Source organism: Pseudomonas helleri (assembly GCF_001043025.1).
In the GTDB taxonomy this organism is placed as follows: Bacteria; Pseudomonadota; Gammaproteobacteria; order Pseudomonadales; family Pseudomonadaceae; genus Aquipseudomonas; species Aquipseudomonas helleri.
The window spans coordinates 529,196-553,233 of sequence record NZ_JYLD01000001.1 but is presented as its reverse complement, the minus strand read 5'-3'; the positions used below and the strand labels follow the sequence as shown (position 1 = coordinate 553,233).

Below are 24,038 nucleotides of genomic sequence, written 5' to 3'. Positions count from 1 at the left end.
TTAGTTTGAGGGGTCTGTCCATTTAATCGGAGCCATCCCACAACAGGATCAGAGCCCATGGGCTGAGAAACCTGGCGACACACTCCTATCATGCTTCCCCTCTGTGCTCATGTGAGCGCAGCGTCCGGGGGGAAGGTGATGAAAAGCTTAGTCGGGTTTGTGGTGATGTTCATGACACTGAGTGCGTGGGCGCAGACGTGGCTCCCTGACGTTAAGCACATGGTCAAGCCTGAATACCCCATGGAACTTCGGCGCATGGGCTTGACCGGGATGGTGCAGGTCAAGGTTGACGTCAACGCCGATGGCACGGTGGCCAATCCGAAAATCGTTTACAGCACCCACCCCCTCTTTGCCGGCGCAGCCCTTAAGGTCATGGGTGAGTGGCGGTTCGCGAGTCGGCCGTTGACCGGCGATAACCCGCAACAGTTAGTCGTCTCTGTGCCATTGATGTTTGAGATCGAACGTGAGCGCCGAGCTAAGCGCACGGAGGCGCTGCAAAATATTGCCACCGCCACCTGCCTTCAGCTCAATCGGGAGATGAGTCACTACCTTCGCAGGGATCTGTATATGCCGCTGGCGGAACTTACATTGTTTGAACTCACCCAAAAGCACTTGATGGACGGGTTTTTTGCGGGCAAGTACGACAATGAATCGCTAACGCTGGGCTTGTTCGACCTTTCCCAAAGCATGCTCAACGTGACGAATATCTGTCAGCGCAGAATCAGCCGCAAATTTGTCGACCTGCTACCGCCCAGCGTCAAAGCCTTGTTGGAGTCCGGGGGCATGGTGATTAAACGCGAGTAAACCTACGGCTTTTGCAGCGCTGGCCGATAACGGTAGACAGGTTTGTAAGCTGCCCCGGTATGCTTACCGCCATCTCGAACAAAGGAGCGAATTGTGAAAGCGTGGATTGTATTGCTGCTGGCTCTGACCTTGCCGATGACGGCGCTTGCCGAAGAAGCGACAGAAGGCGCCGCGAAGGTTAGCTACATCACCATGAGCCCACCGTTTGTGGGCAATTACGGGCTGGACGGCAGCCCGAAGCTTAAGGTGTACAAGGCCGATATCTCGCTGCGCGTATCGAGTGACGAAGCGGCGAAGGCGGTCAAGGCCAATGACGCGTTGATCCGTAACCAGTTGGTGGGCTTGTTTACCCAGCAAACCAGCGAGAGTTTGGGCAGTGTCGAAGCCAAAGAGAAAGTGCGCCAGGAAGCACTGAAACAAGTGCAACAAGTCATGACGGACGAGACCGGCAAGCCAATGGTGGAAGACCTGCTGTTCAATAATTTGATTGTTCAGTAAACGATTCGCGCTGAATTACAAACTGTAGGAGCGAGCTTGTCTCGCGATCTTTTTAAAAGCTCAAAAGATCGCGAGACAAGCTCGCTCCTACAAGAGTAGAGGGCCTTACGACGCCAAACTCTTGCGGAACCGCGCCAGCGCGACAGCAAAGAACACCAGGCCAATCGCCGTCAGGGCCAGCAGGTCCGGCCACACCACATCAACCCCCGCACCCCGGAACAAGATAGCCGCGCTCAAGCTCACAAAGTGGGTGGAGGGCGAGCATTGCATGACCCATTGCAGCCATTCGGGCATGCTGTCCAGCGGTGTGCTGCCGCCCGAGAGCAGCAGCATGGGGATGATCACCGGGATCGCCAACAGACCAAACTGCGGTGTTGAGCGGGCCAACGTGGCGAGGAAGATCCCCAGCGCGGTACTGGCAAACAGGTACAGCGCGGTGACCATCAAAAACAACGCCAGCGAACCCGACAGCGGCACGCCCAGCGCCCATTTAACGATGATCTCCAGTGACAGCCAGGTGCACACCACCACGACCAGCATGTTGCTCCAGATCTTCGCGAGCATGATTTCCAGTGCGGTCAGCGGCAACACCAGCAAGTGGTCCAGGGTGCCGTGTTCACGCTCACGCAGCAGCGCGGTCCCGGTCAGTACGATGGCCAAAATGGTGATGTTGTTGACGATTTGAATCACCGCCAAAAACCAGCCGCCTTCCAGGTTCGGGTTGAACAATGGGCGGCTGCTGATCAGTGCCGGGGCTTTCGCGCCCGCGTTGGCTTGCCCCGCGTAATCGAGCAATTCGCGCTGGAAGATCTGCCCGATATACCCCGCGCCCATAAACGCCTGGCTCATGGCGGTGGCATCCACGTTGAGCTGTACAGCGGGCTCGCGGCCGGCCAGTAAATCGGCCTGGAAGTTGGCGGGTACGTTGATCACGAAGGTGTATTCGCCTTTGTCCAACGCTTCATCGAGTTGGTCATAGGGCAGGGCTTGCGGGGTTTTGAATTCCGGGGGCAGCAGCGATTCACTGAGCTTGCGTGACAGCGCGCTGTGGTCTTCGTCGATGATCGCCACGCTGGCGTTATGCACGCCAATGATGGAGCCCGCCGCTGGCATGTAAATCGCCACCGTAAAGGCGTACAGCAAGAACAGCAGCAACACGCTGTCGTGACGCAAGCTGGTGAGTTCTTTGAGGCCAAGGCGCAGGATGTGCGAGAGCTTATGCATCAGACCTCCTGCTTCTTGAGCATGATCAGGCTCAGGCCGGTAAAGGCGACGAAGAACCCGAACAGCGCCAGGCATTGCGGCCATAGCTGGCGAAGGTCCAGCGCTTTGGTGAAGGTGCCCACGGCAATATCAAGGAAGTGCCCGGCGGGGAACAACATGCCCATCAGCGCCGCTGAACCGTCCAGCGAAGAGCGCGGCACGATCAGCCCGGAGAACTGAATGGTCGGCAGGCTGGTGATGATCATGGTGCCCAGGATGGCGGCAATCTGGGTGCGGGTGAACGCCGAAATCAGTAGCCCCATGCTGGTGGTCGACAGCACATACAGCACGCCGCCCAACGCCAGGGTAAGGCCGCTACCTTTAAACGGAACGCCAAACAGCCAGCGGTTCATGGCCACCAGCAACGCCAGGTTGACCAGACTGACCGCCAGATACGGCGCCTGTTTGCCCAGCAAAAACTCCAGGCGGGTCAACGGCGTGGCGTAGAAGTTGGTAATGGAGCCCAGCTCCTTTTCACGCACGATCCCAAGCGCGGTGAGCATGGCCGGGATAAACGCGAGAATCAGCGCCATCACGCCGGGGCCGATGGCGTTCACGCTGATAACGTCTTGGTTGTAACGAAAACGCACTTCGAGTTTGGCCGCAGACTGTTTGTTTTGCGCCAGGCTGCTCAGGGTGCTCAACTGTTCGAGGTTGCCCTGGTGCACCGCCTGGACGTAGCTGCGGCTGGTTTCTGCACGAAACGGCATGCCGCCATCAATCCAGGCCGCCACCGTGGGCTGGCGCCCGGCATACAGGTCGCGGCCAAAGCCCGGCGGTATCTCCAGGGCGATTTTGATCTCGGAGCGTTGCAAGCGTTTGTGCAGTTCTTCGGGGCTCTGGATGGGTGCGTGCTCTTCGAAATACCGTGAACTGCGGAATGCCTCAAGGTAGGCCCTGCTTTGGGGTGTCTGGTCCTGGTCGTAGACGGCGAACGCGAGGTTTTCCACGTCCAGCGAAATGCCATAGCCAAAGATCACCATCATGAACACGGCGCCCAGCAAGGCGAAGGCCATGCGCACCTTGTCGCGCAACAGTTCTTTGGATTCACGGCTGGCTACGGCAATCAACCGCGTCAGGCTGAACCCGCTCTTGCTCGGCGGGGGCGGCGCATGGGCGGCTGGTGCGGCGATGGCCTCGGTGTCGGGCGGCGGGGCGGTGGCACCCTGATCGTTTTGCGCCTGCTCAAGGCACGTCACAAACGCGGCTTCCAGGGTTTCACCCTTGAACTGCTGTTGCAGCGCATCGGGCGTATCGCAGGCCAGTACCTTGCCCGCGTGCATCAACGAGATGCGGTCACAGCGCTGGGCTTCGTTCATAAAGTGGGTCGACAAAAAGATCGTCACCCCCTGGTCCCGCGACAGCTCGATCAACAGCCGCCAGAAGTCATCGCGAGCGGCGGGGTCAACGCCGGAGGTCGGTTCATCGAGGATCAGCACTTCGGGGCGGTGCAGCACGGCAACCGCTAAAGACAAACGCTGACGCAGGCCCAGCGGCAATTCGCCGGACTGTTGATCGGCGACGTCGCCCAGGTCAAACCGCTCGATCAGCTCTTCAATGCGTGCCTGGCTTTCATCTTTGGGCAGGTCGAATAACTGCGCGTGCAGCACCAGGTTCTGGCGCACGCTCAACTCGCCGTACAGCGAGAAGCTTTGCGACATAAAGCCGACGCGCTTGCGGGTGGCCAGGTCTTTGGCGTTCACCGGGTTGCCCAGCAGTTTGGCGCTGCCTTCGGTGGCCGGCATCAAGCCGGTCAGCACTTTCATGGTGGTGGTTTTGCCGCAGCCGTTGGAGCCCAAAAAGCCGAAAATCTCGCCTCGGCCAATGGCAAAGCTGACTTTGTTTACAGCGGTGAAATCGCCGAACTTAAGCGTCAGGTCATGGGCTTCAATGGCGATGTCGCTGTTGTCGCCGACCCGGGGTGGAATCACCAGCGGCTCATTGCTGTGACCACTGTCGCCCTGGTAGTGGGTAAAGGCTTCATCCAGCTTGCCGTTGGGCGATGCGGCGGCCAGCTCTTCGCTCAAGCCTGCGGCAATCAGCTTGCCCCGGTCGAGCATCAGGCAGTGTTCAAATTGCTCGGCCTCTTCCATGTACGCCGTGGCCACCAGCAGCGTCAGTTGCGGGCGCTGGCTGCGTACGTCTTCGACCAACTCCCAAAAGCGCCGCCGCGACAGCGGGTCAACGCCGGTGGTGGGCTCATCGAGAATTAGCAAGTCAGGCTCGTGTATCAGTGCGCAGCACAGGCCGAGCTTTTGTTTCATGCCGCCCGAGAGCTTACCCGCCGGGCGATCGGCAAAGCGCTCCAGGTCAGTCGCCTTGAGCAACTGCTCCATGCGTTCTTCGCATTCTTTTTTAGACAGGCCGAACAGCGTGCCGAAAAAGCGGATGTTTTCACTGATGGACAATTCGGGGTAAAGGTTGCCGCCCAGCCCTTGGGGCATAAAGGCAATCAGCGGGTACAGCGTGTTGCGGTGATGGCGGTCATCAATCGGGCCGCCCAGTACCTCAAGGGTGCCTTGCTGGAGTTTTTTGACCCCGGCAATCAGCCCGAGAAGGCTCGATTTACCCGCACCATCCGGGCCAATCAGGCCGCAGCGTGTGCCTTTGGGCAGGCTGAACGCAACGTCGATCAGCGCCTGTTGTTTGCCATACCAGTGGTTGATGCCACTGGCGTTGAGCGCCAGGTCGCTCATTGCAGATTAGCCGGCCAGTCCACATCGGCGGTTCGCACATAGCCTGCGCCCGGCATGCCTGGCTTGGCCTGGGGCACGGCCTCAGGATCGGTCAGGCGCAATTTGACGCGGAACACCAGTTTTTGGCGCTCATCGCGGGTTTCAACTTCTTTGGGGGTGAACTGCGACTTGGCCGCGACAAAGGAAATTTTGGCGGGCAACGCCTGATCGGGCAGGGCATCGAGCACGATACGCGCCTCGGCGCCCACGGTCAGTTTGCCGACCACGGCGGCGGGCAGGTACAGGTTCATGTACTGGTCGCTCGGGTCGATCATCATGAACACCCGGCCACCCGAACCCAACACTTCACCGGGCTCGGCCAGACGCAGCTGGATCACGCCGTTGATGGGCGCGCGCAGGCTGCTGTCTTCGATTTCGCTGGTGAGTTGCGCCACTTGGGCTTCGCTGGACGCGATGGCCGCTTTGGCTGCGGCGACCTGGGCCTGGGCGGCAGTCACGGCGGCGTTGCTGGTGTCGAATTGGGCTTGCTGCTGGTCGACTTGCTGGCCGCTGGCAAAGCCGCGTTGCGACAGTTGGCGGGTGCGCTTGAGTTCCTGGCTGGCCAGCAGTTTTTCGCTCTGGCGCAATTGCACGTTGGCCTCGTTGGCGGCCATGGCCTGGCGGGCGCGCTGCACTTCGGCCTGGGCCTGGACGCGGCTGGCTTCCAGCGTGCGGGTGTCCATGCGGGCCAACAATTGGCCCTTGGTCACGCGGTCACCTTCATCGACCAGCACCTCGGCCAGGCGGCCGGGGATCTTGGCGGCGATCTGGACTTCTGTGGATTCAAGTCGGCCATTGCCCATGCTGATGCCTTCGGGGAGCCGGTCATGCTGGGATTTCCAGTAACCAAACCCGCCTGCTGCCACCAGCAGAATCGCCAAAGGGATAACGAAATAATGGGAAATGCGGTGATTCTTCGACATGCCGACATCCTGGTCACAGAGCGCTCTAGTTTGACGGTTTCAAGGCGCAGGGCTCTTGATGCCAGTCAAAGGAAGATCAGAGCGTAGACGCTAAAGCCGAAAGTTGCCTGTAGTCGCTGCCGAAGGCTGCGAAGAGCTGACAAGGGTTGCGGAGCAACCCGTTTTCTCAACGTCGCTGCGACCCAAATCGCAGCCTGCGGCAGCGACTACAGGTGGAGTTGCAGGTGGGGCTACAGCAACCCCATCACCACCGCCCACTCCTCGGCCGTCACCGGCATCACCGATAAGCGACTGCCTTTTTGTACCAGTGGCATTTCAGCCAGTGCACTTTGCTGTTTGAGGTAGTCGAGCTTGATCACCCTGGGGAAGGTGTGCACGTGGGCGACTTGCAGTGCGCTCCACGGGTTTTTCTCGGGGCTGGCCTTGGGGTCGAAATAATGGCTTTCGGGATCGAGGGCTGTCGGATCCGGGTAAGCGGCCTGGGCGATTCGGCCGACTCCAGCAATACCCGGCTCCGGGCAGCTTGAGTGATAAAAGAAAAACTCGTCGCCCACGGCCATGGCACGCATGAAATTGCGCGCCTGATAGTTGCGCACACCGTCCCAGCGAGCTTCGCCGATCTTCTGCAAGTCCTTGATTGAAAACTCGTCAGGCTCGGATTTCATCAACCAATAGGCCATTTTTTGGGCTCCTGAAACATGGCGTAGTTATTTAGCCGGGCAACATTTGGATAAACCGACAATCGGTTGACACCAGCGTTTGCGTGTCTGTTCGTGTTGCCTCAGAATGCCGCCATTTTAAGCTTGACGTTGCTGCACGGCCTATAACAAAAACCGTTGCTGTCATCGTGTTGATGTGCCTGAAGGGGGGCAATCGATGAAACGCAAACCGGATTTACTGTGGGTGCTGGTTATTTTGTTCGGTCTGGGCGTGGTGACAACCGGTTATGCGCAAAGCCTCTGGTCAACTTCAAACGATTCACCGATTGAACTGGCGCAACAGCAAGTACAACCTTTCAAACGCTAACCACTCATGAACGAAGGCATCGCAGCAACGTGATGCCTTGAGGGTCAGTGCGCGACGTACCACTGCGTGTCCGAGACCGTGCCGTGTAACGGTACATCCCAGCTGGCTTGAGCCAGACTCCCGACTTTTTGACATTCATGGGCCAGGCCCAGCAGCGTCGGTTTGCGCCAGCTTTGGCGGCGCGCCAGGTACGCGAGGCTGCGGTCATAAAAACCGCCGCCCATGCCCAGTCGGCCACCCTTCGCATCAAACCCCACCAATGGCAACAACACCAGGTCCAGAGCCCAGACTTTGCGTTGGCGTGCGCGATTGATGCGCGGCTCCAGGATCCGGAAGCGGTTGGGGATCAGCTTTTCGCCCGGCGCATAACGCTGGAACACCATCTTGGTTTTGGGCCAGGCGCTGAGCACCGGCAGGTAGGTGATCTTGCCCCGGCGCTGTGCTTCACGCAGCAACAGGCGCGGGTCTATTTCACCGTCGGTGGGCAGGTACAGCGAGATGTGTTTGGCGCGGCGAAACAGCGGATGCTGCGCCAATTGGCGATACAGGCCACGGGCTGCCTGACGTTGCTCGCAGGGCGACAATTCGCGGCGGGCTTTACGCAGCAGTCGGCGAAGTTGCGGGCGGGAGGGCGTCGCAGGTTCGGTCATGATGGCGTGCTGTTTGAGATCGAGCCCACCGGGCGGTTGGCTCGTAGTCAGCCAATGCCAGCAGCAGGCTGGCATTGCACTTGGAAATCAGGCTCCCCGACGTACCGCTGTCGGCTTGGCCCTTGAACCCGAAAGTTCAAGGTGGAAGTTGCAGTAGACCTTAAGGCTTTCCGTCTAGCGGACATGCACACCGGCCCAACGTGCAAGCTCCAGGGTATTGCGAATCGGCTCAGGGACATCGCTAACTGGCGAATACTCCAGGGAGTGGCGAGAGTATACCCCAAAGAAACGTTTTGAATCAGCTCTGACGTTCGTTCGGATCAGTGGCCAACACCAGGTCGACGCGATCGAGCAGGTCGCGGACGTGTTCACGCGTTGCGCTGCTGGTCTGTACTTCGGGTGTTTCCTGCTTGTGCAGCAGGTCGTGGGTGATGTTCAGTGCGGCCATCACGGCGATACGGTCAGCCCCGATGACTTTGCCGCTGCTGCGGATTTCGCGCATCTTGCCGTCCAGGTAACGTGCAGCACTCACCAGATTGGCGCGCTCTTCCTGGGGGCACATGATCGAATACTCTTTATCGAGGATGTGTACGGTGACGCTACTGCTTGTACTCATGAGTCTTGCTCCAGGGCTTTGAGACGCGAAATCATCGATTCCACCTTGTTCCGGGCGATTTCGTTTTTTTCAATGAGGTGCGCGCGTTCTTCGCGCCAAGTCTTTTCCTGAGCTACTAAGAGTCCGTTTTGGCGTTTAAGTTGCTCGACTCGTGTAATCAGCAACTCGAGTCTAGCCATCAGTGCATGCAGGTCGCTGTCTTCCATTGTGTCCTACTGTGTATTTTCTGATGGAGGGGGACTGCCAAGCCAGTTGACGCCTCGATGGTCTAGCCCGTCTGCCGATGCTAGGATACAAGGCCTCCATTCTAGACATAGCGCCGCTTGGCGCCTAGCTGACCATGCCTATTCAGAACTCCCCGTATCACGCCTTTGCCAACCTGCTGTCTACCAGCGGCCACACTGTTTCGCCTGCAGAACTGCACGGCCTGTTGCTTGGTCGCAGTGCGGCTGGCGCCGGCTTCGATCACGACGGCTGGCTGGCTGACGCGACCGAACTGTTCCAAAGCGAAAATGAAATCAGTGACAACGTACGCAATGCCTTGATCGGTTTGCAAGAGATGGTCAAGGGTGAACTGACCGGTGACGACATGACCGTCGTGCTGCTGTTGCCGTCCGATGACGTGCCACTGGCCGAGCGCGCGGCTGCGCTGGGCGAATGGTGCCAGGGTTTCCTGGCCGGTTTTGGCCTGAACTACCGTGACAATGCCTTGAGCGAAGAAGGCAAGGAAGTGCTGCAGGACCTGGCCGCCATTGCCCAGGTGCAAGACGCCCTGGAAGAGTCGGACGACGGCGAAAGCGACTACATGGAAGTCATGGAATACCTGCGCGTCGCGCCGCTGCTGCTGTTCACCGAGACTAAAAAGCCTGCTGAGGCTGTCGCTGCGAAACCTTCGCTGCACTGATTGATCTTCAAGAAGGAATCCGTCTGCCCATGATCCATATCCCGAAATCGGAATACACCCGCCGCCGCAAGGCGCTCATGGCGCAGATGGAGCCCAACAGCATTGCGATTCTGCCCGCTGCCGCAGTGGCGGTGCGCAATCGCGACGTTGAATATGTGTACCGCCAGGACAGCAACTTCCAGTACCTGAGCGGCTTCCCCGAGCCGCAGGCGGTGATCGTCCTGATCCCTGGTCGTGCCCACGGCGAGTACGTGCTTTTTTGCCGTGAACGCAATGCCGAGCGCGAATTGTGGGACGGTTTGCGCGCCGGGCAAGAAGGCGCCATGCGTGACTATGGCGCAGACGATGCCTTCCCGATCGCCGATATTGACGACATTTTGCCGGGGCTGATTGAAGGCCGCGACCGGGTGTATTCGGCGATGGGCAACAACCCCGAGTTCGACCGCCACCTCATGGAGTGGATCAACACCATTCGCTCCAAGGCCAGCCTCGGTGCTCAGCCGCCCAACGAATTCGTTGCGCTGGATCATCTGCTGCATGACATGCGCCTGTATAAATCGGCGGCAGAGATCAAGGTCATGCGCCACGCGGCGCAAATATCGGCCCGCGCGCACATCCGTGCGATGCAGGCCAGCCGCGCCGGGCTGCACGAATACAGCCTGGAGGCCGAACTGGATTACGAATTCCGTAAAAGTGGCGCGAAAATGCCGGCTTATGGCTCGATCGTCGCATCGGGTGATAACAGCTGCATCCTGCACTACCAGGAAAACGACGCCCTGCTCAAGGACGGCGACCTGGTGCTGATCGATGCGGGCTGCGAGATTGACTGCTACGCCAGTGACATCAGCCGTACGTTCCCCGTGAGCGGTCAGTTCTCCCCCGAGCAAAAAGCCATCTATGAGCTGGTGCTGGCTGCGCAAGAAGCCGCGTTCAGCGAAATTGCGCCGAATAAACACTGGAACCAGGCCCACGAAATAACCGTTCAGGTGATCACCGCCGGGCTGGTTGAACTGGGTCTGTTGCAAGGTGACGTTGACGAACTGATTGCCAGCGAAGCCTACAAAGCGTTTTACATGCACCGGGCTGGCCATTGGCTGGGGCTCGATGTGCATGACGTTGGCGAATACAAAGTGGGCGGTGAGTGGCGCGTGCTGGAACCCGGCATGACCCTGACCGTTGAACCCGGCATCTACATCAGCCCGAACAACCTGCACGTCGCCAAAAAATGGCGCGGGATCGGCGTGCGCATCGAGGATGACGTTGTGGTCACCAAAAATGGCTGTGAAATCCTGACCGCTGACGTGCCCAAAACCGTCGCCGAGATTGAAGCCTTGATGGCGGCCGCACGAGCGAACGCGGCATGAGTCGCGTCCATCTGGCAATTATTGGTGGCGGTCTGGTTGGCGCCAGCCTGGCTTTGGCGTTGCAGGCCGGCGCCAAGGCGCGCGGCTGGAAGATCGTGCTGATCGAACCCTTCGCCCCCGGCAACACCTACCAGCCTAGCTACGACGCCCGTTCATCGGCGCTGAGCTATGGCGCCCGGCTTATTTATGAGCGCTTGGGCGTGTGGGAATCGATTGTTGAGCGGGGCGAGCCGATCAAAGACATTCACGTGTCCGATCGCGGGCGTTTCTCTACCGCGCGCTTGTCGGCCAGCGATGAAGGCGTGCCCGCACTCGGGTACGTGGTCGAAAACGCCTGGCTCGGCCAATGCCTGTGGAAAAGTCTGGACCCGGACGTTATTAGTTGGCGTTGCTCGGCTGAAGTTATCCACATGCAGCCGCTTGAGGATGGCTATCGCCTGACCCTCAATGATGAAACCACCCTCGATTGCGACTTGGCGGTGCTGGCCGATGGCGGGCGTTCCGGCCTGCGCGAGCAGTTGGGCATTCATGTGCGCAAGCGGCCTTATGACCAGAGCGCGCTCATCGCCAACATCACCACTAGCCAGCCCCATGACGGAATGGCGTTTGAGCGTTTTACCGACGAAGGGCCGATGGCCTTGCTGCCGTTGCCAGACAACCGCTGCGCGCTGGTCTGGACCCGCCTGGGCATGGACGCTCAGCGTCTGGCGGCACTTGATGAGCGCAGTTTCCTCAGCGAGTTGCAGGCTGTATTTGGCTATCGCCTGGGCACCCTTGAACAAGTCGGTGCACGCCACTTGTACCCGCTGGTGCTGGTTGAAGCCGAAGAGCAGGTACGCCCGCACCTGGTGGTGTTGGGCAACGCGGCGCACAGCCTGCACCCGATTGCCGGCCAGGGTTTCAACCTGTCGTTGCGTGACGCCCAGGCGTTGGCCGATGCCTTGCTGACCAGCGAGCAAAAGCCCGGCGAGCTGGCCACCTTGCTGAGTTATCAACAGCGTCAACAGTTGGACCAGCAATTGACCATTGGCTTCTCCGATCAAGTGACGCGGCTTTTTGGCAGTGACCAGACGCTGATTTCGTTTGGCCGCAATCTGGGGTTGCTGGGCCTCGATGTACTGCCGCCTGCCAAGCGCTGGTTTGCCCGTCAGGCCATGGGCCTGGGCACGCGCGCAGACAGCTGATAGCGGCCGGGGCGTTTACCGCGCCCTGTGTCGACCCTTTTTAGATGCGGCGCAAGCCGCTAGCGAGACAGGCTTAAAGCATGGAAATGCGCGCAGATGTGCTGATTGTCGGGGCCGGAATGGTCGGAAGCGCTTTGGCGCTGGCGCTCAAAGACAGCGGGCTGAACGTGGTGCTGCTCGACGGCAGCCCGCTCAGCGTCAAACCCTTCACCGCTCAAGACACCTTTGAACCCCGGGTCAGCGCCTTGTCGGCGGCCAGCCAGCGCATCCTGCAACGCCTTGGCGCCTGGGACGGTATTCGCGCACGGCGCACCAGCCCGTACTCGCACATGCACGTGTGGGACGGCAGCGGCACCGGGCACATCCACTTTTCGGCGGCCAGTGTGCACGCCGACGTGCTGGGCCATATCGTTGAAAACCGTGTGGTGCAGGACGCGTTGCTGGAGCGTCTGCAAGACTCCGGCATCCAGATGCTGGCCAATGCACGTCTTGAACAAATGCGCCGTTCGGCTGATGACTGGCTGCTGACCCTGGCCGATGGCCGCACCTTGCGCGCGCCGCTGGTGATCGCCGCCGATGGCGCTAACTCGGCTGTACGCCGCCTGACCGGCTGTGAGACCCGTGAGTGGGATTATCAGCATCATGCCATCGTCACCAGCGTGCGTTGCGCACAGGCGCATCAGCAGACTGCCTGGCAGCGCTTCACCGACCATGGCCCGCTGGCGTTTTTGCCGCTGGAGCGCGAAGGGCAGCAAGACTGGTGTTCAATCGTCTGGTCGACCACCCCGGAACAAGCGCAGGCGTTGATGGCGCTGGACGACGAGGGGTTTTGCCGCGAACTGGAATTTGCCTTTGAAGGCCGCTTGGGCACGGTGCTCAGTGCCGACCCGCGAGTGTGCGTGCCGCTGCGCCAACGCCATGCCAAACGCTACGTGGCCGAAGGTCTGGCGCTGATCGGTGATGCGGCGCACACCATTCACCCGCTGGCCGGGCAGGGCGTGAATTTGGGCTTTCTGGATGCCGCCGTGCTGGCCGATGTACTGCTGCACGCGGCGGACCGTGGTGAGCGCCTGGCCGATGTGCGGGTACTGAGCCGCTACGAGCGGCGTCGCATGCCCCACAACCTGGCGCTGATGGCGGCCATGGAAGGCTTTGAACGCTTGTTCCAGTCGGACTCGCTGACAGCACGGCTGGTGCGCAACACCGGCTTGAAATGGGTCAACCAAATGCCCGAAGCCAAAGCCCTGTTCGTGCGCCAGGCGCTGGGCCTCACCGGCGACCTGCCGCCGCTGGCCAAGGCTTTGTAGGAATACATCTAATCGAACGCGGACCCTGTAGGAGCGAGCTTGCTCGCGATCTTTTAAAGACCAAAAGATCGCGAGCAAGCTCGCTCCTACAGGGGGATTTTGGTTATCTGCAACATCTGGTAACGCCTCGGGGGCGAGTTCGGTTGAGCTGGCAAATGTGATTCACTACCATTTACGCCCGATTCGCATTAGAGAGACCGCCCTCCATGCTGGCACCCAAGCGTCTACTGACTGCCCTGGCCCTTACCGTGTTCGGGAGCAGCGTTTTTGCTGCCGATGAAGTGGTGGTTTATTCCTCGCGCATCGACGAGCTGATCAAGCCGGTATTTGACGCCTACACCGCGAAAACCGGGGTCAAGGTCAAGTTCATTACCGACAAGGAAGCGCCGCTTATGCAGCGCATCAAGGCTGAAGGCCAAAACGCCACGGCTGACCTGTTGCTCACCGTAGACGCCGGTAACCTGTGGCAAGCCGAGCAAATGGGCATCTTGCAGCCGATCAAGTCCGAGATCATCGATAAAAACATCCCGCCTCAATACCGCTCCTCGAGCCACGAGTGGACGGGCTTGAGCCTGCGCGCGCGGACCATCGCTTACGCCTCCGACCGGGTCAAGCCAGACGAGCTGTCGACCTACGAAGCGCTGGCAGACAAAAAGTGGGAAGGGCGCCTGTGCCTGCGCACCGCGAAGAAGGTCTACAACCAGTCATTGACCGCGACCATGATCGAAGTGAATGGCCCGCAAAAAACTGAAGAGATCCTCAAAGGCTGGGTCAACAACCTGTCTACCGACGTGTTCTCCGATGACATCGCGGTGCTGGAAGCGATCAACGCCGGGCAATGCGACGTCGGCATCGTCAACACCTACTACTACGGCCGCCTGCACAAGCAAAAGCCTGACCTGGCGGTAAAACTGTTCTGGCCGAACCAGTCTGACCGCGGGGTTCACGTCAACCTGTCGGGTATTGGCCTGACCAAGTACGCGCCGCACCCTGACGCCGCCAAAGCGCTGGTGGAGTGGATGACCACCCCTGAAGCCCAAACGATTTTTGCCGACACCAACCAGGAATTCCCGGCCAACCCGAGCGTTGAGCCCTCGGCCGAAGTGGCCAGCTGGGGCAAGTTCAAGGCTGACGTACTGCCGGTTGAAGTGGCGGGCAAGCGCCAGGCTGAAGCGATCCGCATGATGGACCGCGCTGGCTGGAATTGAGTTAGTTTTAGCGCATAAACCTGTGGGAGCGGGCTTGCTCGCGATAGCATCACCGTGGTTTCTGATGAGACCGAGGTGCCTGCATCGCGAGCAAGCCCGCTCCCACATTGTTTTCTGATACTTCCACACCCTTCCGAGAGTTTTTCGTGGCCCATCCTGCCCAACGTCGCTGGTATCCGCTGGTCTTTACCATTGCCGCTCTGGTGTTGCTGCCGCTGAGCGTTTTGCTGCTGTCCTGGCAAAACATTGACGGCCAGATCTGGAGCCATTTGTGGGACACACAGATGCCGCGCCTGCTGGGCAACACGCTGACGCTGATTGTCGGCGTAGGCATTGGGGTGACCTTGCTCGGGGTCAGTCTGGCGTGGCTGACCAGCCTCTGCGAGTTCCCCGGCAGGCGCTGGCTGGACTGGGCGCTGATGCTGCCGTTTGCGATTCCGGCTTATGTGCTGGCGTTTGTCTTTGTCGGCCTGCTGGACTTCGCCGGGCCGGTGCAAACCCTGTTGCGAGAATGGTTTGGCATGGGCCTGCGGCTGCCTCGGGTACGCTCCACGGGCGGTGTGATCATCGTGTTGATTCTGGTGTTCTACCCCTACGTGTACCTGCTGGCGCGCACCGCCTTTTTGGCCCAGGGCAAAGGCCTGATGGAAGCCGCCCGCATTCTGGGGCAAAGCCCGTGGCAGGCGTTCTGGCGGGTCGCCTTGCCCATGGCGCGCCCGGCCATTGGCGCCGGTGTGGCGTTGGCGCTGATGGAAACCTTGGCCGATTTTGGCGCCGTCTCGGTGTTCAACTTCGACACCTTTACCACCGCGATCTACAAAACCTGGTATGGCTTTTTCAGCCTGTCGACCGCCGCCCAACTGGCCAGCCTGTTGCTGCTGGTAGTGATGGTCGTGCTTTACGGTGAACGCCGGGCGCGGGGTGCCAGCCGGGCCAGCAACGAGCGGCCACGGATCAAGGCCCTGTATCACTTGCGCGGCCCCAAAGCCTGGCTGGCCAGCGGCTGGTGCCTGCTGGTGTTTGCCTGCGCCTTTGTCATCCCGCTGCTGCAATTGATGGTGTGGTTCTGGCAGCGCGGGCGCTTTGACCTGGATGAGCGCTACACCGGGCTGATCCTGCACACCCTGTATCTGGGCAGCATGGCCGCGCTGATTACCGTCTGCGTGGCGCTGGTGCTGGCGTTTGCCCGGCGTCAGGCGCCGACCCCGGCGATTCGCGCCGGGGTCAGCCTGGCGAATCTCGGGTATGCCTTGCCGGGCTCGGTGTTGGCGGTGTCGATCATGTTGGCCTTCAGCTACCTGGACCGCGAGCTGGTGGTGCCGGTGTCGGGCTGGTTGGGCGGGGCGGGCAAGCCGCTGTTGCTGGGCAGTTTGTCGGCGTTGCTGCTGGCGTATCTGGTGCGTTTTATCGCAGTGGCCTATGGCCCGCTGGAAAATAGCCTGGCGCGGATTCGACCGTCTTTGCCCGAGGCGGCCCGCAGCCTGGGTGTAAGTGGCCCGCGACTGTTTTTCAAAGTGTATCTGCCGTTACTCCTGCCGGGCACTCTGAGCGCTGCGCTGCTGGTGTTTGTCGATGTACTCAAAGAGATGCCTGCCACCTTGCTGATGCGCCCATTCGGCTGGGACACGCTGGCGGTACGGATCTTTGAGATGACCAGTGAGGGCGAGTGGGCGCGGGCGTCCCTGCCAGCATTGACCTTGGTGCTGGTGGGTTTGCTACCGGTGATCGGCCTGATTCGCCGCTCGGCCCATCGCAACGGTTAGGTGCCAGTCCTCCTGCATACGGCTACAATGCGCGGCATTCGGTGCGGTCTGTCTGTCAGGCCAGGTCGTTTGTTAAACGCGCAAAGGCCTGTTTCAACAGCCTCAAACGTTCTACAAGCCTGTCCGCACCTTCGCCAAGCCCGGAAGGAGAAACCCATGGGACAGCGTACGCCTCTGTATGACCTGCATCTCGCCTTAGGCGCGAAAATGGTCGATTTTGGCGGTTGGGATATGCCCTTGCATTACGGCTCGCAAGTTGAGGAGCACCATGAGGTGCGCCGCGACTGTGGGGTTTTTGATGTCTCGCATATGACCGTGATTGACGTCACCGGGGATCAGGCCAAGGAATGGCTACAGCATTTGTTGGCAAACGATGTCGAACGTCTGAACACACCCGGCCGCGCACTTTATAGCGCCATGCTCAACGAAAACGGCGGAGTGGTGGACGACATGATCGTCTACCTGATGCCGACGGGGTATCGGCTTATCGTCAACGCCGCCACCCGCGATCAGGACCTGGCCTGGATGAACAGCCACCTGGGCGGCTACGCCGTGCAGTTGCATGAGCGCCCCGAGTTGGCGCTGCTGGCCATTCAAGGCCCACAGGCCCGGCACAAAGTGGCCGAGCTGGTGAGCCAGTCTCGTAGCCAGCTTATTCAGCAGCTCAAGCCCTTTGAAGGGCAGGTCAGCGGCGACTGGTTTATCGCCCGCACCGGCTACACCGGTGAAGACGGCCTGGAAATTGTGCTCCCGGCCGATCAAGCGCCCGCGTTCTTTAACGATCTGGTCGGCGCCGGCATTTCTCCGATAGGCTTGGGCGCGCGCGACACCTTGCGTCTTGAGGCTGGCATGAACCTGTATGGGCAGGATATTCACCTGTCTGTCTCGCCCCTTTCAGCCAATATGGCGTGGACTGTCGCCTGGGAACCCGCCTCGCGTAACTTCATCGGACGCGAAGCGCTGGAGGCAGAAAAGGCCAGCGGTTCGCGGCTCAAACTGGTGGGTTTGGTGCTGGAAGAGCGCGGTGTCCTGCGTGCACATCAGGTCGTTCGCATCGCAGATGTTGGCGAAGGAGAGATCACCAGTGGTAGCTTCTCTCCTACGCTAAGCAAATCGATTGCATTGGCGCGAGTTCCGATGGCAACGGCTGACCGTGCCGAGGTAGAAATTCGTGGCAAGTGGTACCCGGTTCGCGTGGTTAAACCGACTTTTGTTCGTCTTGGCAAAGCCTTGATCTAACGTTTACTGGCAGGCTCACCAACCGTGTGAGCCGCTGACATTTCTTCTTGAGGACACTGAATATGAGCAATATCCCTGCGGACCTGCGCTTTGCTGAAAGTCACGAGTGGGCACGTCTGGAAGCTGATGGCTCGATTACCGTCGGTATCAGCGACCACGCTCAAGAATCGCTGGGGGATGTGGTGTTTGTTGAGCTGCCGGAAGTGGGCACAGTGTTCGCCGCAGCTGATACAGCGGGCGTGGTTGAGTCGGTAAAAGCCGCTTCGGACATTTACTCGCCAGTGTCGGGCGAAGTGATTGCAGTCAATGAAGGTCTGGCGGATGCCCCAGAAGGGCTGAACGACGATTCGTACGCCAACTGGATCTTCAAGCTCAAGCCAGCCAACACCGCTGAGCTGGAAAAACTGCTGGACGCTGCAGGCTACAAAGCCGCTATCGGCGAGTAAACCAAACCCTGTAGGAGCGAGCTTGCCTCGCGATCTTTTGATCTTTTAAAAGATCGCGAGGCAAGCTCGCTCCTACAGATATGGGCTGTTAAGCGTCTTTGAGTACGGCTTTAACCGCCGCTACTGAACGCTCGACATCGGCCTTGGTCATGGCGGTAAACATCGGCAGGGACACGATTAAACGTCCTACACGTTCGGCCACCGGCAACATCCCTTCCTTGAACCCGCGCTCGCGGTACAAGCTCAGCAAGTGAATCGGCGGGTAGTGGTAACCGATACCGACGCCCAACGCCTGCATTTCTTTCATAAAGGTCGCACGTGCTGGCTGGCCGTCTTTGCGCTCGGGCAAGACCAGTTGGAACAAGTGCCAGTTGGTGTTGGTGAAGTCAGCCACCGGCAGTTGTGCGCCATACTCGGCTTCAAAATCCGCGCCGAAGCAGTCGAAGTAATGCTTGGCCAGCTCACGGCGATGCGCCGTGATGGCTTCGATGTGGGCAAATTGGCCCAGGCCGATCGCCGCTGCGATGTCGGTCATGTTGAACTTGCCACCCAGCACGTCCACATCCAGGCCGTCAAAACCGGTGCGAGTAACGCCTTGCAGGCGATATTTCTCGGCCAGACGGGCCTCTTCTTCGTTGTTCAGAACCAGACAACCGCCCTCGGACGAGGTGATGTTCTTGTTGGCCTGGAAGCTGAACGACACGAAATCACCGCGAGCGCCAATGCGCTGACCTTGCCAGCTCGAACCCAGGGCTTGAGCGGCGTCTTCGACAACGCGCAGGTTGTGTTTTTTCGCCAGTGCGTAGAGCGCATCCATGTCGACAGGCAAGCCCGACAGGTACACCGGAATAATGGCTTTGGTACGTGGCGTGATGGCCGCTTCAACCTTGGCCAGGTCGATGTTGCGGGTCACCGGGTCGATGTCTGCAAACACCGGGGTGGCGCCGACTTCGATGATCACGTTAGCGGTGGCTACCCACGAAATAGGCGTGGTGATCACCTCGTCGCCCGCACCGATACCGGCGATGCGCAGGGCGATTTCCATGGTGCACGTGCCGGAGTTGAACGTGCGCACCGGGCGCCCGCCAAAGTACTCGGACAACTGCGCCTCGAACGCCTGAACCTTTGGCCCGCTGGTGATCCAGCCCGAGCGCAACACGTCGCCGACGGCAGCAATAGTGGCTTCATCAATGGTGGGTTTGGAAAACGGCAGGAAAGGCAGGGAACTCATAGAGGCTAGACGTCCGATGTGAATTTGGGTGAGTAAAGCATACCCAGCGCGTTGTTCACAGCCGGTGAAAATTCTGTATGAAAGCTGAATGAAATAGCCCGTAGTCGCTGCCGCAGGCTGCGAAGGATTGCGGAGCAATCCGTTTTCTCAAAGCCCGCGCGGTTTTCTAAGCCTGCGCGATCCTCAACGCAGCCTGCGGCAGCGACTACACATCGGGATTACTCAGCTGTAGCGTTCTTGACCAGAATCGCGTTCGCCAGGTCCATATCGCTGACCTTCAAGTTCGGGTTGTCTGAGCGCACTTGCTGCATCGCCGACTCCAGATAAGGCCCACGAATTTCGCCGTTGCTGGCGACAAAGCTGCCCGCGTCGTCTTGAGCGGCAATCACTTTGCGGTCTTTTTTGAAGGTCAGGTACGTCGAACCGGTCGTCGCCCCAGAAGACAAGACATCACGCCAAAAGCCGTCGGCCATGGCTGAAACAGGAAGGGACAACAGTGCAGCAGCGGCGACAGCATATTTGAGGCGCATGAGAGGAACTCCAAAAAGGTTAGCTACCTGTTTGATTGTAGTAACCGACAGGGAGTTCCGTTACCTCACGTCACAATTTCAACGCTTAACACGGTTCCATGTTGAGCCGTAACGCGTACCGGCGTGCCTACCTCAGCATCCGGGCCGACCGCCATCCACACGCTGTCACCCACCTTGATTTTGCCCCGACCTTCCACAATGGCTTGTTGAACAACAAATGTGCGGCCGATCAATTCGTGGCCGCGACTGTTGAGTTCAGGTTGATCGCTGCGGGCGACGATGTTGCGCTGGCGTTTCCACCAGAACACCGCCGTCAGGATCGCCAGTATGCCAAACAGTGGGAGTTGCAACGCCCAAGACAATGCGGGTATCAGGAAGGTCACCACACCGACAATAATCCCGGCAATGCCCACCCACAGCAGATAACCGCCTGCGCCGAACACTTCCAGAATCAGCAGGACGGTGCCCAGTGCCAACCAGTCCCAATAGCTGAGGTTTTGCATGAACTCCCACATACCTCAGGCCTTTTTGTTGTCGAAAGTGGCTTTGACGATCTCGCCGATGCCGCCTACAGCGCCGATCACCTGGCTGGCTTCCAGTGGCATGAGGATAACTTTACTGTTGTCAGCAGAGGCGAGCTTGCCCAGTGCATCAATGTACTTTTGCGCCACAAAGTAATTGATCGCTTGTACGTTGCCGTTGGCAATGGCTTCGGAAACCACTTGTGTCGCGCGGGCTTCTGCTTCGGCCTGACGTTCGCGGGCTTCAGATTCCAGGAACGCTGCCTGACGACCGCCTTCGGCTTCGAGGATCTGTGCCTGTTTTTTACCTTCGGCGGTCAAGATCGCAGAGGCTCGCAGGCCTTCGGCCTCAAGGATCTGTGCACGCTTGATGCGCTCTGCTTTCATCTGCCCTGACATTGCCGCCATCAGGTCTGCGGGCGGGCTGATGTCTTTGATCTCGATCCGGGTGATTTTGATGCCCCAGGGTGCAGTTGCTTCATCGACCGTGCGCAACAGCTTTTCGTTGATCCCGTCACGCTGGCTGAGCATGGCGTCTAGCTCCATCGAGCCGAGCACTGTGCGGATGTTGGTCTGCAGCAGGTTGCGAATGGCGTGCTCAAGGTTGTTAACCTCGTACGCTGCCTGAGCCGTATTAACCACCTGGAAAAAACACACGGCATCAATTTGAACGGTGGCGTTGTCGGCGGTAATGACCTCCTGCGGCGGAATATCCAGCACGCTTTCCATCACGTTGATCTTGCGTCCGATGCGGTCCATCACCGGGATGATGATGTTCAGGCCGGGTTTAAGGGTGTTGGTGTATCGGCCAAAACGCTCCACTGTCCACTGATAACCCTGTGGGACAACCTTGAAGCCCATGAAGAGCACGGCGATAGCCAGTACGACAAACAACAGAACCACTGAACCTACTTGCATAACCCTTCCTTGTCTGTGATGGATCGACCGAGAAAAACTCAGCCCGAGCGCAGGGTAACCTGCTTGTAAACGGCTTAACTGTTTAAATTTTAGTCAAGATAAGTCCATCACGCCGGTGTTACACGCAAGGCTTCTTCCAGCGTGGTCATGCCGCTGGTCACTTTTTGTGCAGCTGCGATTCTTAGTGGCCGCATTCCTTCAATGCAGGCGTCGCGGCGCAGGGCGTTGATGTCGGTTTGCGGGTTGATCAGCGCACTCAGGCGGTCGTTCATCAGCATGATTTCGTACACCCCGGAGCGCCCGCAATAGCCCGTGTCCCGGCACGCCATGCAGCCATTGGCCTTGTAGGTATGAGCGGGAGGCGGGTGGCCCCAACCGGGGGCGAAGTGCTGCCAGTCGTGCGCCTGCACGGGCTGCTCGGTCTTGCACTCGGGGCACAGGGTGCGCACCAGTCGTTGGGCCATCACGCCCAGCAGCGTGGCTTTGATCAAGTAAGGCGCAACCCCCAGTTCTTGTAGGCGGCTGATGGCGCTGGGCGCGTCGTTGGTGTGCAGAGTGGACAGCACCAAGTGGCCGGTCAGCGCTGCCTGAATGGCCACTTCGGCGGTTTCGAGGTCCCGTATTTCGCCGAACATGATGATGTCCGGGTCCTGGCGCATCAGGGCGCGTACGCCGTTGGCGAAGGTCAGGTCGATATTGGTTTGCACCTGCATCTGGTTGAATGCGGGCTCAATCATTTCGATCGGGTCTTCGAGGGTGCACAGGTTGATCTGCGGGGTGGCCAATTGCTTGAGGGTGGCGTACAGGGTGCTGGTTTTACCTGAACCGGTGGGGCCGGTGATCAGGATGATGCCGTTGGGCTGGCGGATCATGTGTTCCCAACGCTGCAGATCTTCGCCGTCAAAGCCCAGTTGGTCGAAGCTTTTGAGCAAGACCTGCGGGTCGAAAATACGCATGACCATCTTTTCGCCGAAGGCCGTCGGCAAGGTGGCCAGACGCAGCTCGACTTCAGCCCCGGCCGGGGTTTTGGTTTTGAGGCGGCCGTCCTGGGGTTTGCGCTTTTCGGCGACGTTCATCCGGCCCAAGCTCTTGAGGCGGCTGACAATGGCCATGGTGACGTGCGGCGGGAATTGGTAAACGGTGTGCAGCACGCCGTCGATGCGAAAACGCACGCCACCCTGTTCGCGGCGCGGCTCGATATGGATATCGCTGGCCCGCTGTTCAAAGGCGTACTGAAACAGCCAGTCGACGATATTCACAATGTGCGCGTCGTTGGCGTCGGGCTCCTGGCTGGCGCTGCCCAGCGTTAAAAGTTGCTCAAGGTTGGCCGTATTGCTGGTTTTTTGATCATTGAGCACCGCCCCCGTCACCGACTTGGCCACGTTGAAAAACTCCACACTCAGGCGCTGGATCTCCTGGGGGTTGGCAATCACCCGCCGGATGGGGCGCTTGAGCACCTGTTTGAGGTCGGCCTCCCAACTGCTGACCCAAGGCTGGGCGCTGGCAATGGTGATGGTGTGTTCATCGGCGGCCACGGCGAGGATTTGATGACGCTGGGCGAAGGCAAATGACATCAGCCCGGTGACCGTCGCCACATCGATTTTGAGCGGGTCGAGGCGCAGGTACGGTTGGGCGAATTCATCAGCGAGCCACGCGGTCAGGGTTTCGAGGTCCAGGCGTTTACCGGGGCGGGTGGGGTCTGCAAGCTGTTGATTGGCCAGAAAGACCAGCGGATGCAACGGGGCATTGAGTGGCTCGCGGCTGCTGATTAAGGCGTGTTCGGCGCAGCTTTGTCTCAGGCGACCTTGAGCGAGCAGCACGGGCAGCAGCTGTTTGAGGGTAAGCCATTGGTCATGAGGCGGGGCATTGCGCATATACAGCTCCTGGGGCGACTTCAAACACTGCGCAGACGGTTCCTTGTCTGCGTGTTTGAAGCCTAGTCATCTGGAGCTGATGAAGGCTTGCGCAATGGTTGCCAGCTATTACCCGGTCAATGCAGCCCTGGCAGGCTGGTCGAGTTCGAGCGTCATGGCGAAGACACTGACCAGATTGCGCAATTTTTCGCCAATCACTTGGGCGCGGTGCCAGCTTTGCTCGTCACTGACGATGTTGATGCTGAAACTGTCGTCATCGCGGAGCACCTCAACGTGCCGGGGCACGAGCTGCTGCAAGGCGAACAGGTTGAGCACCCGGCACAACACATCCGCTTCGGCCTCTGCCTGAATACAAAACCGCACCGCACACGGCGCTGCATTGTTGGCCCAGACATCGGGGCGGGTTGAGGGGTGGACGGCTTCCAGCGGCGGCATGGGATGACTCCTGATTAGGCTGGAGAAATATTTACACGTCGGGCGCGGTTTTTTTTATCTAAGATGCAGCGATTACGCGAAAGAAAGACTTACTCAGGTCGTCAATAACTTATCCAAAGGTATTTTTATGCAAGGCGAACTCGACGCTTACGACCGGCGCATCCTCGCGCTGCTGCAAGAAGACGCTTCGCTGTCCAGCGCACAGATCGCCGAACAGGTGGGGTTGTCGCAATCACCGTGCTGGCGGCGCATTCAGCGGATGAAAGACGAGGGCATTATTCGCGGGCAAGTGACCTTGCTGGACCGCAAGAAAATCGGCCTCAACACGCAGATTTTTGCCGAGATCAAACTCAACGCGCACGGGCGCTCCAACTTCACCGAATTCACCGACGCCATTCGCGGGTTTCCTGAAGTGCTGGAGTGTTATGTGCTGATGGGGGCGGTGGACTTTTTGCTGCGTATCGTCACGGCTGACATTGAGGCGTATGAGCGCTTCTTCTTCGAAAAGCTGTCAATGGTGCCGGGTATCCAAGAGGTGAACTCAATCGTTGCGCTGTCTGAGATCAAATCCACCACGTGCCTGCCGGTTTAAATCAAAG

At 59.3% G+C, this 24,038-nt stretch carries 25 protein-coding genes and 1 other RNA gene; 12 read left to right on the top strand and 14 right to left on the bottom strand.

The window, feature by feature from the left end; translation table 11 throughout:
- Positions 1-138: 138 nt before the first annotated feature.
- Entirely contained in the window at positions 139-804 is a 666-nt protein-coding gene (locus TU84_RS25195; protein ID WP_157403782.1) for an energy transducer TonB, read from the top strand.
- Between the two features lie 93 nt (positions 805-897).
- Positions 898-1,302 carry a flagellar basal body-associated protein FliL gene (locus TU84_RS02395; protein WP_048366887.1) on the top strand — a complete coding sequence of 135 codons (405 nt, stop codon included), beginning with the start codon at positions 898-900 and terminating at the stop codon, positions 1,300-1,302.
- 105 nt (positions 1,303-1,407) lie between these two features.
- Here the strand turns inward: TU84_RS02395 and TU84_RS02390 are convergent, their stop codons facing one another.
- From TU84_RS02390 to TU84_RS02375, 4 genes are all read right to left on the bottom strand, one after another.
- The gene (locus TU84_RS02390; RefSeq protein WP_048366886.1) at positions 1,408-2,526 is read right to left on the bottom strand and encodes an ABC transporter permease; all 1,119 of its coding nucleotides are present in this window, start codon (positions 2,524-2,526) and stop codon (positions 1,408-1,410) included.
- A complete protein-coding gene (gene rbbA / locus TU84_RS02385) occupies positions 2,526-5,261 on the bottom strand; it encodes a ribosome-associated ATPase/putative transporter RbbA (RefSeq protein ID WP_048366885.1) in 2,736 nt (911 codons plus the stop codon). Before rbbA ends, TU84_RS02390 begins: the two co-directional genes overlap by 1 nt.
- On the bottom strand, positions 5,258-6,223 hold the full coding sequence (locus tag TU84_RS02380) for an HlyD family secretion protein (protein ID WP_048366884.1): 966 nt from the start codon (positions 6,221-6,223) through the stop codon (positions 5,258-5,260). Before TU84_RS02380 ends, rbbA begins: the two co-directional genes overlap by 4 nt.
- A gap of 230 nt (positions 6,224-6,453) precedes the next feature.
- Complete coding sequence (locus tag TU84_RS02375) at positions 6,454-6,903, bottom strand: EVE domain-containing protein (RefSeq protein ID WP_048366883.1); 450 nt, start codon at positions 6,901-6,903, stop codon at positions 6,454-6,456.
- 196 nt (positions 6,904-7,099) lie between these two features.
- Between TU84_RS02375 and TU84_RS26255 the strand changes: the two genes are divergently transcribed.
- Positions 7,100-7,249 (top strand): hypothetical protein, encoded by a 150-nt coding sequence (locus tag TU84_RS26255; protein ID WP_088500273.1) that lies wholly within the window; start codon positions 7,100-7,102, stop codon positions 7,247-7,249.
- 44 nt (positions 7,250-7,293) lie between these two features.
- Here the strand turns inward: TU84_RS26255 and TU84_RS02370 are convergent, their stop codons facing one another.
- From TU84_RS02370 to TU84_RS02360, 4 genes are all read right to left on the bottom strand, one after another.
- The gene (locus tag TU84_RS02370; RefSeq protein WP_048366977.1) at positions 7,294-7,899 is read right to left on the bottom strand and encodes a 5-formyltetrahydrofolate cyclo-ligase; all 606 of its coding nucleotides are present in this window, start codon (positions 7,897-7,899) and stop codon (positions 7,294-7,296) included.
- An 89-nt stretch (positions 7,900-7,988) separates the two neighbouring features.
- A non-coding RNA gene (gene ssrS, locus TU84_RS25405) (6S RNA) lies at positions 7,989-8,166 on the bottom strand.
- A 31-nt stretch (positions 8,167-8,197) separates the two neighbouring features.
- A complete protein-coding gene (locus TU84_RS02365; RefSeq protein WP_048366882.1) occupies positions 8,198-8,515 on the bottom strand; it encodes a cell division protein ZapA in 318 nt (105 codons plus the stop codon).
- Positions 8,512-8,721: a TIGR02449 family protein gene (locus TU84_RS02360; RefSeq protein ID WP_048366881.1), complete on the bottom strand. Its 210-nt coding sequence runs from the start codon at positions 8,719-8,721 to the stop codon at positions 8,512-8,514. Before TU84_RS02360 ends, TU84_RS02365 begins: the two co-directional genes overlap by 4 nt.
- A 134-nt stretch (positions 8,722-8,855) precedes the next feature.
- On the opposite strand from TU84_RS02360, the gene TU84_RS02355 reads away from it, so the two are divergent.
- The 8 genes from TU84_RS02355 to gcvH all read left to right on the top strand — a co-directional run bounded on the left by TU84_RS02355 (position 8,856) and on the right by gcvH (position 17,930).
- Complete coding sequence (locus TU84_RS02355) at positions 8,856-9,419, top strand: YecA/YgfB family protein (RefSeq protein WP_048366880.1); 564 nt, start codon at positions 8,856-8,858, stop codon at positions 9,417-9,419.
- A gap of 29 nt (positions 9,420-9,448) precedes the next feature.
- Complete coding sequence (pepP, locus tag TU84_RS02350) at positions 9,449-10,783, top strand: Xaa-Pro aminopeptidase (protein WP_048366879.1); 1,335 nt, start codon at positions 9,449-9,451, stop codon at positions 10,781-10,783.
- Entirely contained in the window at positions 10,780-11,967 is a 1,188-nt protein-coding gene (gene ubiH / locus TU84_RS02345; protein ID WP_048366878.1) for a 2-octaprenyl-6-methoxyphenyl hydroxylase, read from the top strand. Before pepP ends, ubiH begins: the two co-directional genes overlap by 4 nt.
- A gap of 86 nt (positions 11,968-12,053) precedes the next feature.
- Positions 12,054-13,274 (top strand): 2-octaprenyl-3-methyl-6-methoxy-1,4-benzoquinol hydroxylase, encoded by a 1,221-nt coding sequence (locus TU84_RS02340; RefSeq protein WP_164488134.1) that lies wholly within the window; start codon positions 12,054-12,056, stop codon positions 13,272-13,274.
- Between the two features lie 206 nt (positions 13,275-13,480).
- Entirely contained in the window at positions 13,481-14,482 is a 1,002-nt protein-coding gene (locus TU84_RS02335) for an extracellular solute-binding protein (protein WP_048366876.1), read from the top strand.
- Positions 14,483-14,628: 146 nt separating this feature from the next.
- Positions 14,629-16,245: an ABC transporter permease gene (locus TU84_RS02330; protein ID WP_048366875.1), complete on the top strand. Its 1,617-nt coding sequence runs from the start codon at positions 14,629-14,631 to the stop codon at positions 16,243-16,245.
- A gap of 156 nt (positions 16,246-16,401) precedes the next feature.
- Complete coding sequence (gene gcvT / locus TU84_RS02325; protein ID WP_048366874.1) at positions 16,402-17,484, top strand: glycine cleavage system aminomethyltransferase GcvT; 1,083 nt, start codon at positions 16,402-16,404, stop codon at positions 17,482-17,484.
- Positions 17,485-17,546: 62 nt separating this feature from the next.
- Positions 17,547-17,930 (top strand): glycine cleavage system protein GcvH, encoded by a 384-nt coding sequence (gene gcvH, locus TU84_RS02320; RefSeq protein ID WP_048366873.1) that lies wholly within the window; start codon positions 17,547-17,549, stop codon positions 17,928-17,930.
- Positions 17,931-18,018: 88 nt separating this feature from the next.
- Here the strand turns inward: gcvH and TU84_RS02315 are convergent, their stop codons facing one another.
- From TU84_RS02315 to TU84_RS02290, 6 genes are all read right to left on the bottom strand, one after another.
- Positions 18,019-19,161 carry a DegT/DnrJ/EryC1/StrS family aminotransferase gene (locus TU84_RS02315; protein WP_048366872.1) on the bottom strand — a complete coding sequence of 381 codons (1,143 nt, stop codon included), beginning with the start codon at positions 19,159-19,161 and terminating at the stop codon, positions 18,019-18,021.
- A gap of 218 nt (positions 19,162-19,379) precedes the next feature.
- On the bottom strand, positions 19,380-19,691 hold the full coding sequence (locus TU84_RS02310) for a DUF2388 domain-containing protein (RefSeq protein WP_048366871.1): 312 nt from the start codon (positions 19,689-19,691) through the stop codon (positions 19,380-19,382).
- A 65-nt stretch (positions 19,692-19,756) separates the two neighbouring features.
- On the bottom strand, positions 19,757-20,206 hold the full coding sequence (locus TU84_RS02305; RefSeq protein WP_048366870.1) for an NfeD family protein: 450 nt from the start codon (positions 20,204-20,206) through the stop codon (positions 19,757-19,759).
- Between the two features lie 3 nt (positions 20,207-20,209).
- On the bottom strand, positions 20,210-21,130 hold the full coding sequence (locus TU84_RS02300; RefSeq protein WP_048366869.1) for an SPFH domain-containing protein: 921 nt from the start codon (positions 21,128-21,130) through the stop codon (positions 20,210-20,212).
- A 107-nt stretch (positions 21,131-21,237) separates the two neighbouring features.
- Positions 21,238-23,004 carry a GspE/PulE family protein gene (locus TU84_RS02295; RefSeq protein WP_048366868.1) on the bottom strand — a complete coding sequence of 589 codons (1,767 nt, stop codon included), beginning with the start codon at positions 23,002-23,004 and terminating at the stop codon, positions 21,238-21,240.
- A 108-nt stretch (positions 23,005-23,112) separates the two neighbouring features.
- Positions 23,113-23,439, bottom strand: a complete 327-nt coding sequence (locus TU84_RS02290) for a hypothetical protein (RefSeq protein WP_048366867.1) — start codon at positions 23,437-23,439, stop codon at positions 23,113-23,115.
- A 127-nt stretch (positions 23,440-23,566) separates the two neighbouring features.
- Here TU84_RS02290 and TU84_RS02285 point away from each other — a divergent pair, with 127 nt between their 5' ends.
- Positions 23,567-24,031 carry an Lrp/AsnC family transcriptional regulator gene (locus TU84_RS02285; protein ID WP_048366866.1) on the top strand — a complete coding sequence of 155 codons (465 nt, stop codon included), beginning with the start codon at positions 23,567-23,569 and terminating at the stop codon, positions 24,029-24,031.
- Positions 24,032-24,038: the final 7 nt, after the last annotated feature.

What these genes read in the sequence shown, in the direction of transcription:
- TU84_RS02290 (WP_048366867.1), bottom strand. Translation starts at nt 23,439, where the DNA reads ATGCCGCCGCTGGAAGCCGTCCACCCCTCAACCCGCCCCGATGTCTGG.
- TU84_RS02300 (WP_048366869.1), bottom strand. Translation starts at nt 21,130, where the DNA reads ATGCAAGTAGGTTCAGTGGTTCTGTTGTTTGTCGTACTGGCTATCGCC.
- gcvH (WP_048366873.1), top strand. Translation starts at nt 17,547, where the DNA reads ATGAGCAATATCCCTGCGGACCTGCGCTTTGCTGAAAGTCACGAGTGG.
- TU84_RS02355 (WP_048366880.1), top strand. Translation starts at nt 8,856, where the DNA reads ATGCCTATTCAGAACTCCCCGTATCACGCCTTTGCCAACCTGCTGTCT.
- ubiH (WP_048366878.1), top strand. Translation starts at nt 10,780, where the DNA reads ATGAGTCGCGTCCATCTGGCAATTATTGGTGGCGGTCTGGTTGGCGCC.
- TU84_RS02340 (WP_164488134.1), top strand. Translation starts at nt 12,054, where the DNA reads ATGCGCGCAGATGTGCTGATTGTCGGGGCCGGAATGGTCGGAAGCGCT.
- TU84_RS02365 (WP_048366882.1), bottom strand. Translation starts at nt 8,515, where the DNA reads ATGAGTACAAGCAGTAGCGTCACCGTACACATCCTCGATAAAGAGTAT.
- TU84_RS02360 (WP_048366881.1), bottom strand. Translation starts at nt 8,721, where the DNA reads ATGGAAGACAGCGACCTGCATGCACTGATGGCTAGACTCGAGTTGCTG.
- gcvT (WP_048366874.1), top strand. Translation starts at nt 16,402, where the DNA reads ATGGGACAGCGTACGCCTCTGTATGACCTGCATCTCGCCTTAGGCGCG.
- TU84_RS02315 (WP_048366872.1), bottom strand. Translation starts at nt 19,161, where the DNA reads ATGAGTTCCCTGCCTTTCCTGCCGTTTTCCAAACCCACCATTGATGAA.
- TU84_RS02310 (WP_048366871.1), bottom strand. Translation starts at nt 19,691, where the DNA reads ATGCGCCTCAAATATGCTGTCGCCGCTGCTGCACTGTTGTCCCTTCCT.
- TU84_RS02295 (WP_048366868.1), bottom strand. Translation starts at nt 23,004, where the DNA reads ATGCGCAATGCCCCGCCTCATGACCAATGGCTTACCCTCAAACAGCTG.
- TU84_RS02335 (WP_048366876.1), top strand. Translation starts at nt 13,481, where the DNA reads ATGCTGGCACCCAAGCGTCTACTGACTGCCCTGGCCCTTACCGTGTTC.
- pepP (WP_048366879.1), top strand. Translation starts at nt 9,449, where the DNA reads ATGATCCATATCCCGAAATCGGAATACACCCGCCGCCGCAAGGCGCTC.
- TU84_RS02380 (WP_048366884.1), bottom strand. Translation starts at nt 6,223, where the DNA reads ATGTCGAAGAATCACCGCATTTCCCATTATTTCGTTATCCCTTTGGCG.
- TU84_RS26255 (WP_088500273.1), top strand. Translation starts at nt 7,100, where the DNA reads ATGAAACGCAAACCGGATTTACTGTGGGTGCTGGTTATTTTGTTCGGT.
- rbbA (WP_048366885.1), bottom strand. Translation starts at nt 5,261, where the DNA reads ATGAGCGACCTGGCGCTCAACGCCAGTGGCATCAACCACTGGTATGGC.
- TU84_RS02305 (WP_048366870.1), bottom strand. Translation starts at nt 20,206, where the DNA reads ATGTGGGAGTTCATGCAAAACCTCAGCTATTGGGACTGGTTGGCACTG.
- TU84_RS02375 (WP_048366883.1), bottom strand. Translation starts at nt 6,903, where the DNA reads ATGGCCTATTGGTTGATGAAATCCGAGCCTGACGAGTTTTCAATCAAG.
- TU84_RS02285 (WP_048366866.1), top strand. Translation starts at nt 23,567, where the DNA reads ATGCAAGGCGAACTCGACGCTTACGACCGGCGCATCCTCGCGCTGCTG.
- TU84_RS25195 (WP_157403782.1), top strand. Translation starts at nt 139, where the DNA reads ATGAAAAGCTTAGTCGGGTTTGTGGTGATGTTCATGACACTGAGTGCG.
- TU84_RS02370 (WP_048366977.1), bottom strand. Translation starts at nt 7,899, where the DNA reads ATGACCGAACCTGCGACGCCCTCCCGCCCGCAACTTCGCCGACTGCTG.
- TU84_RS02390 (WP_048366886.1), bottom strand. Translation starts at nt 2,526, where the DNA reads ATGCATAAGCTCTCGCACATCCTGCGCCTTGGCCTCAAAGAACTCACC.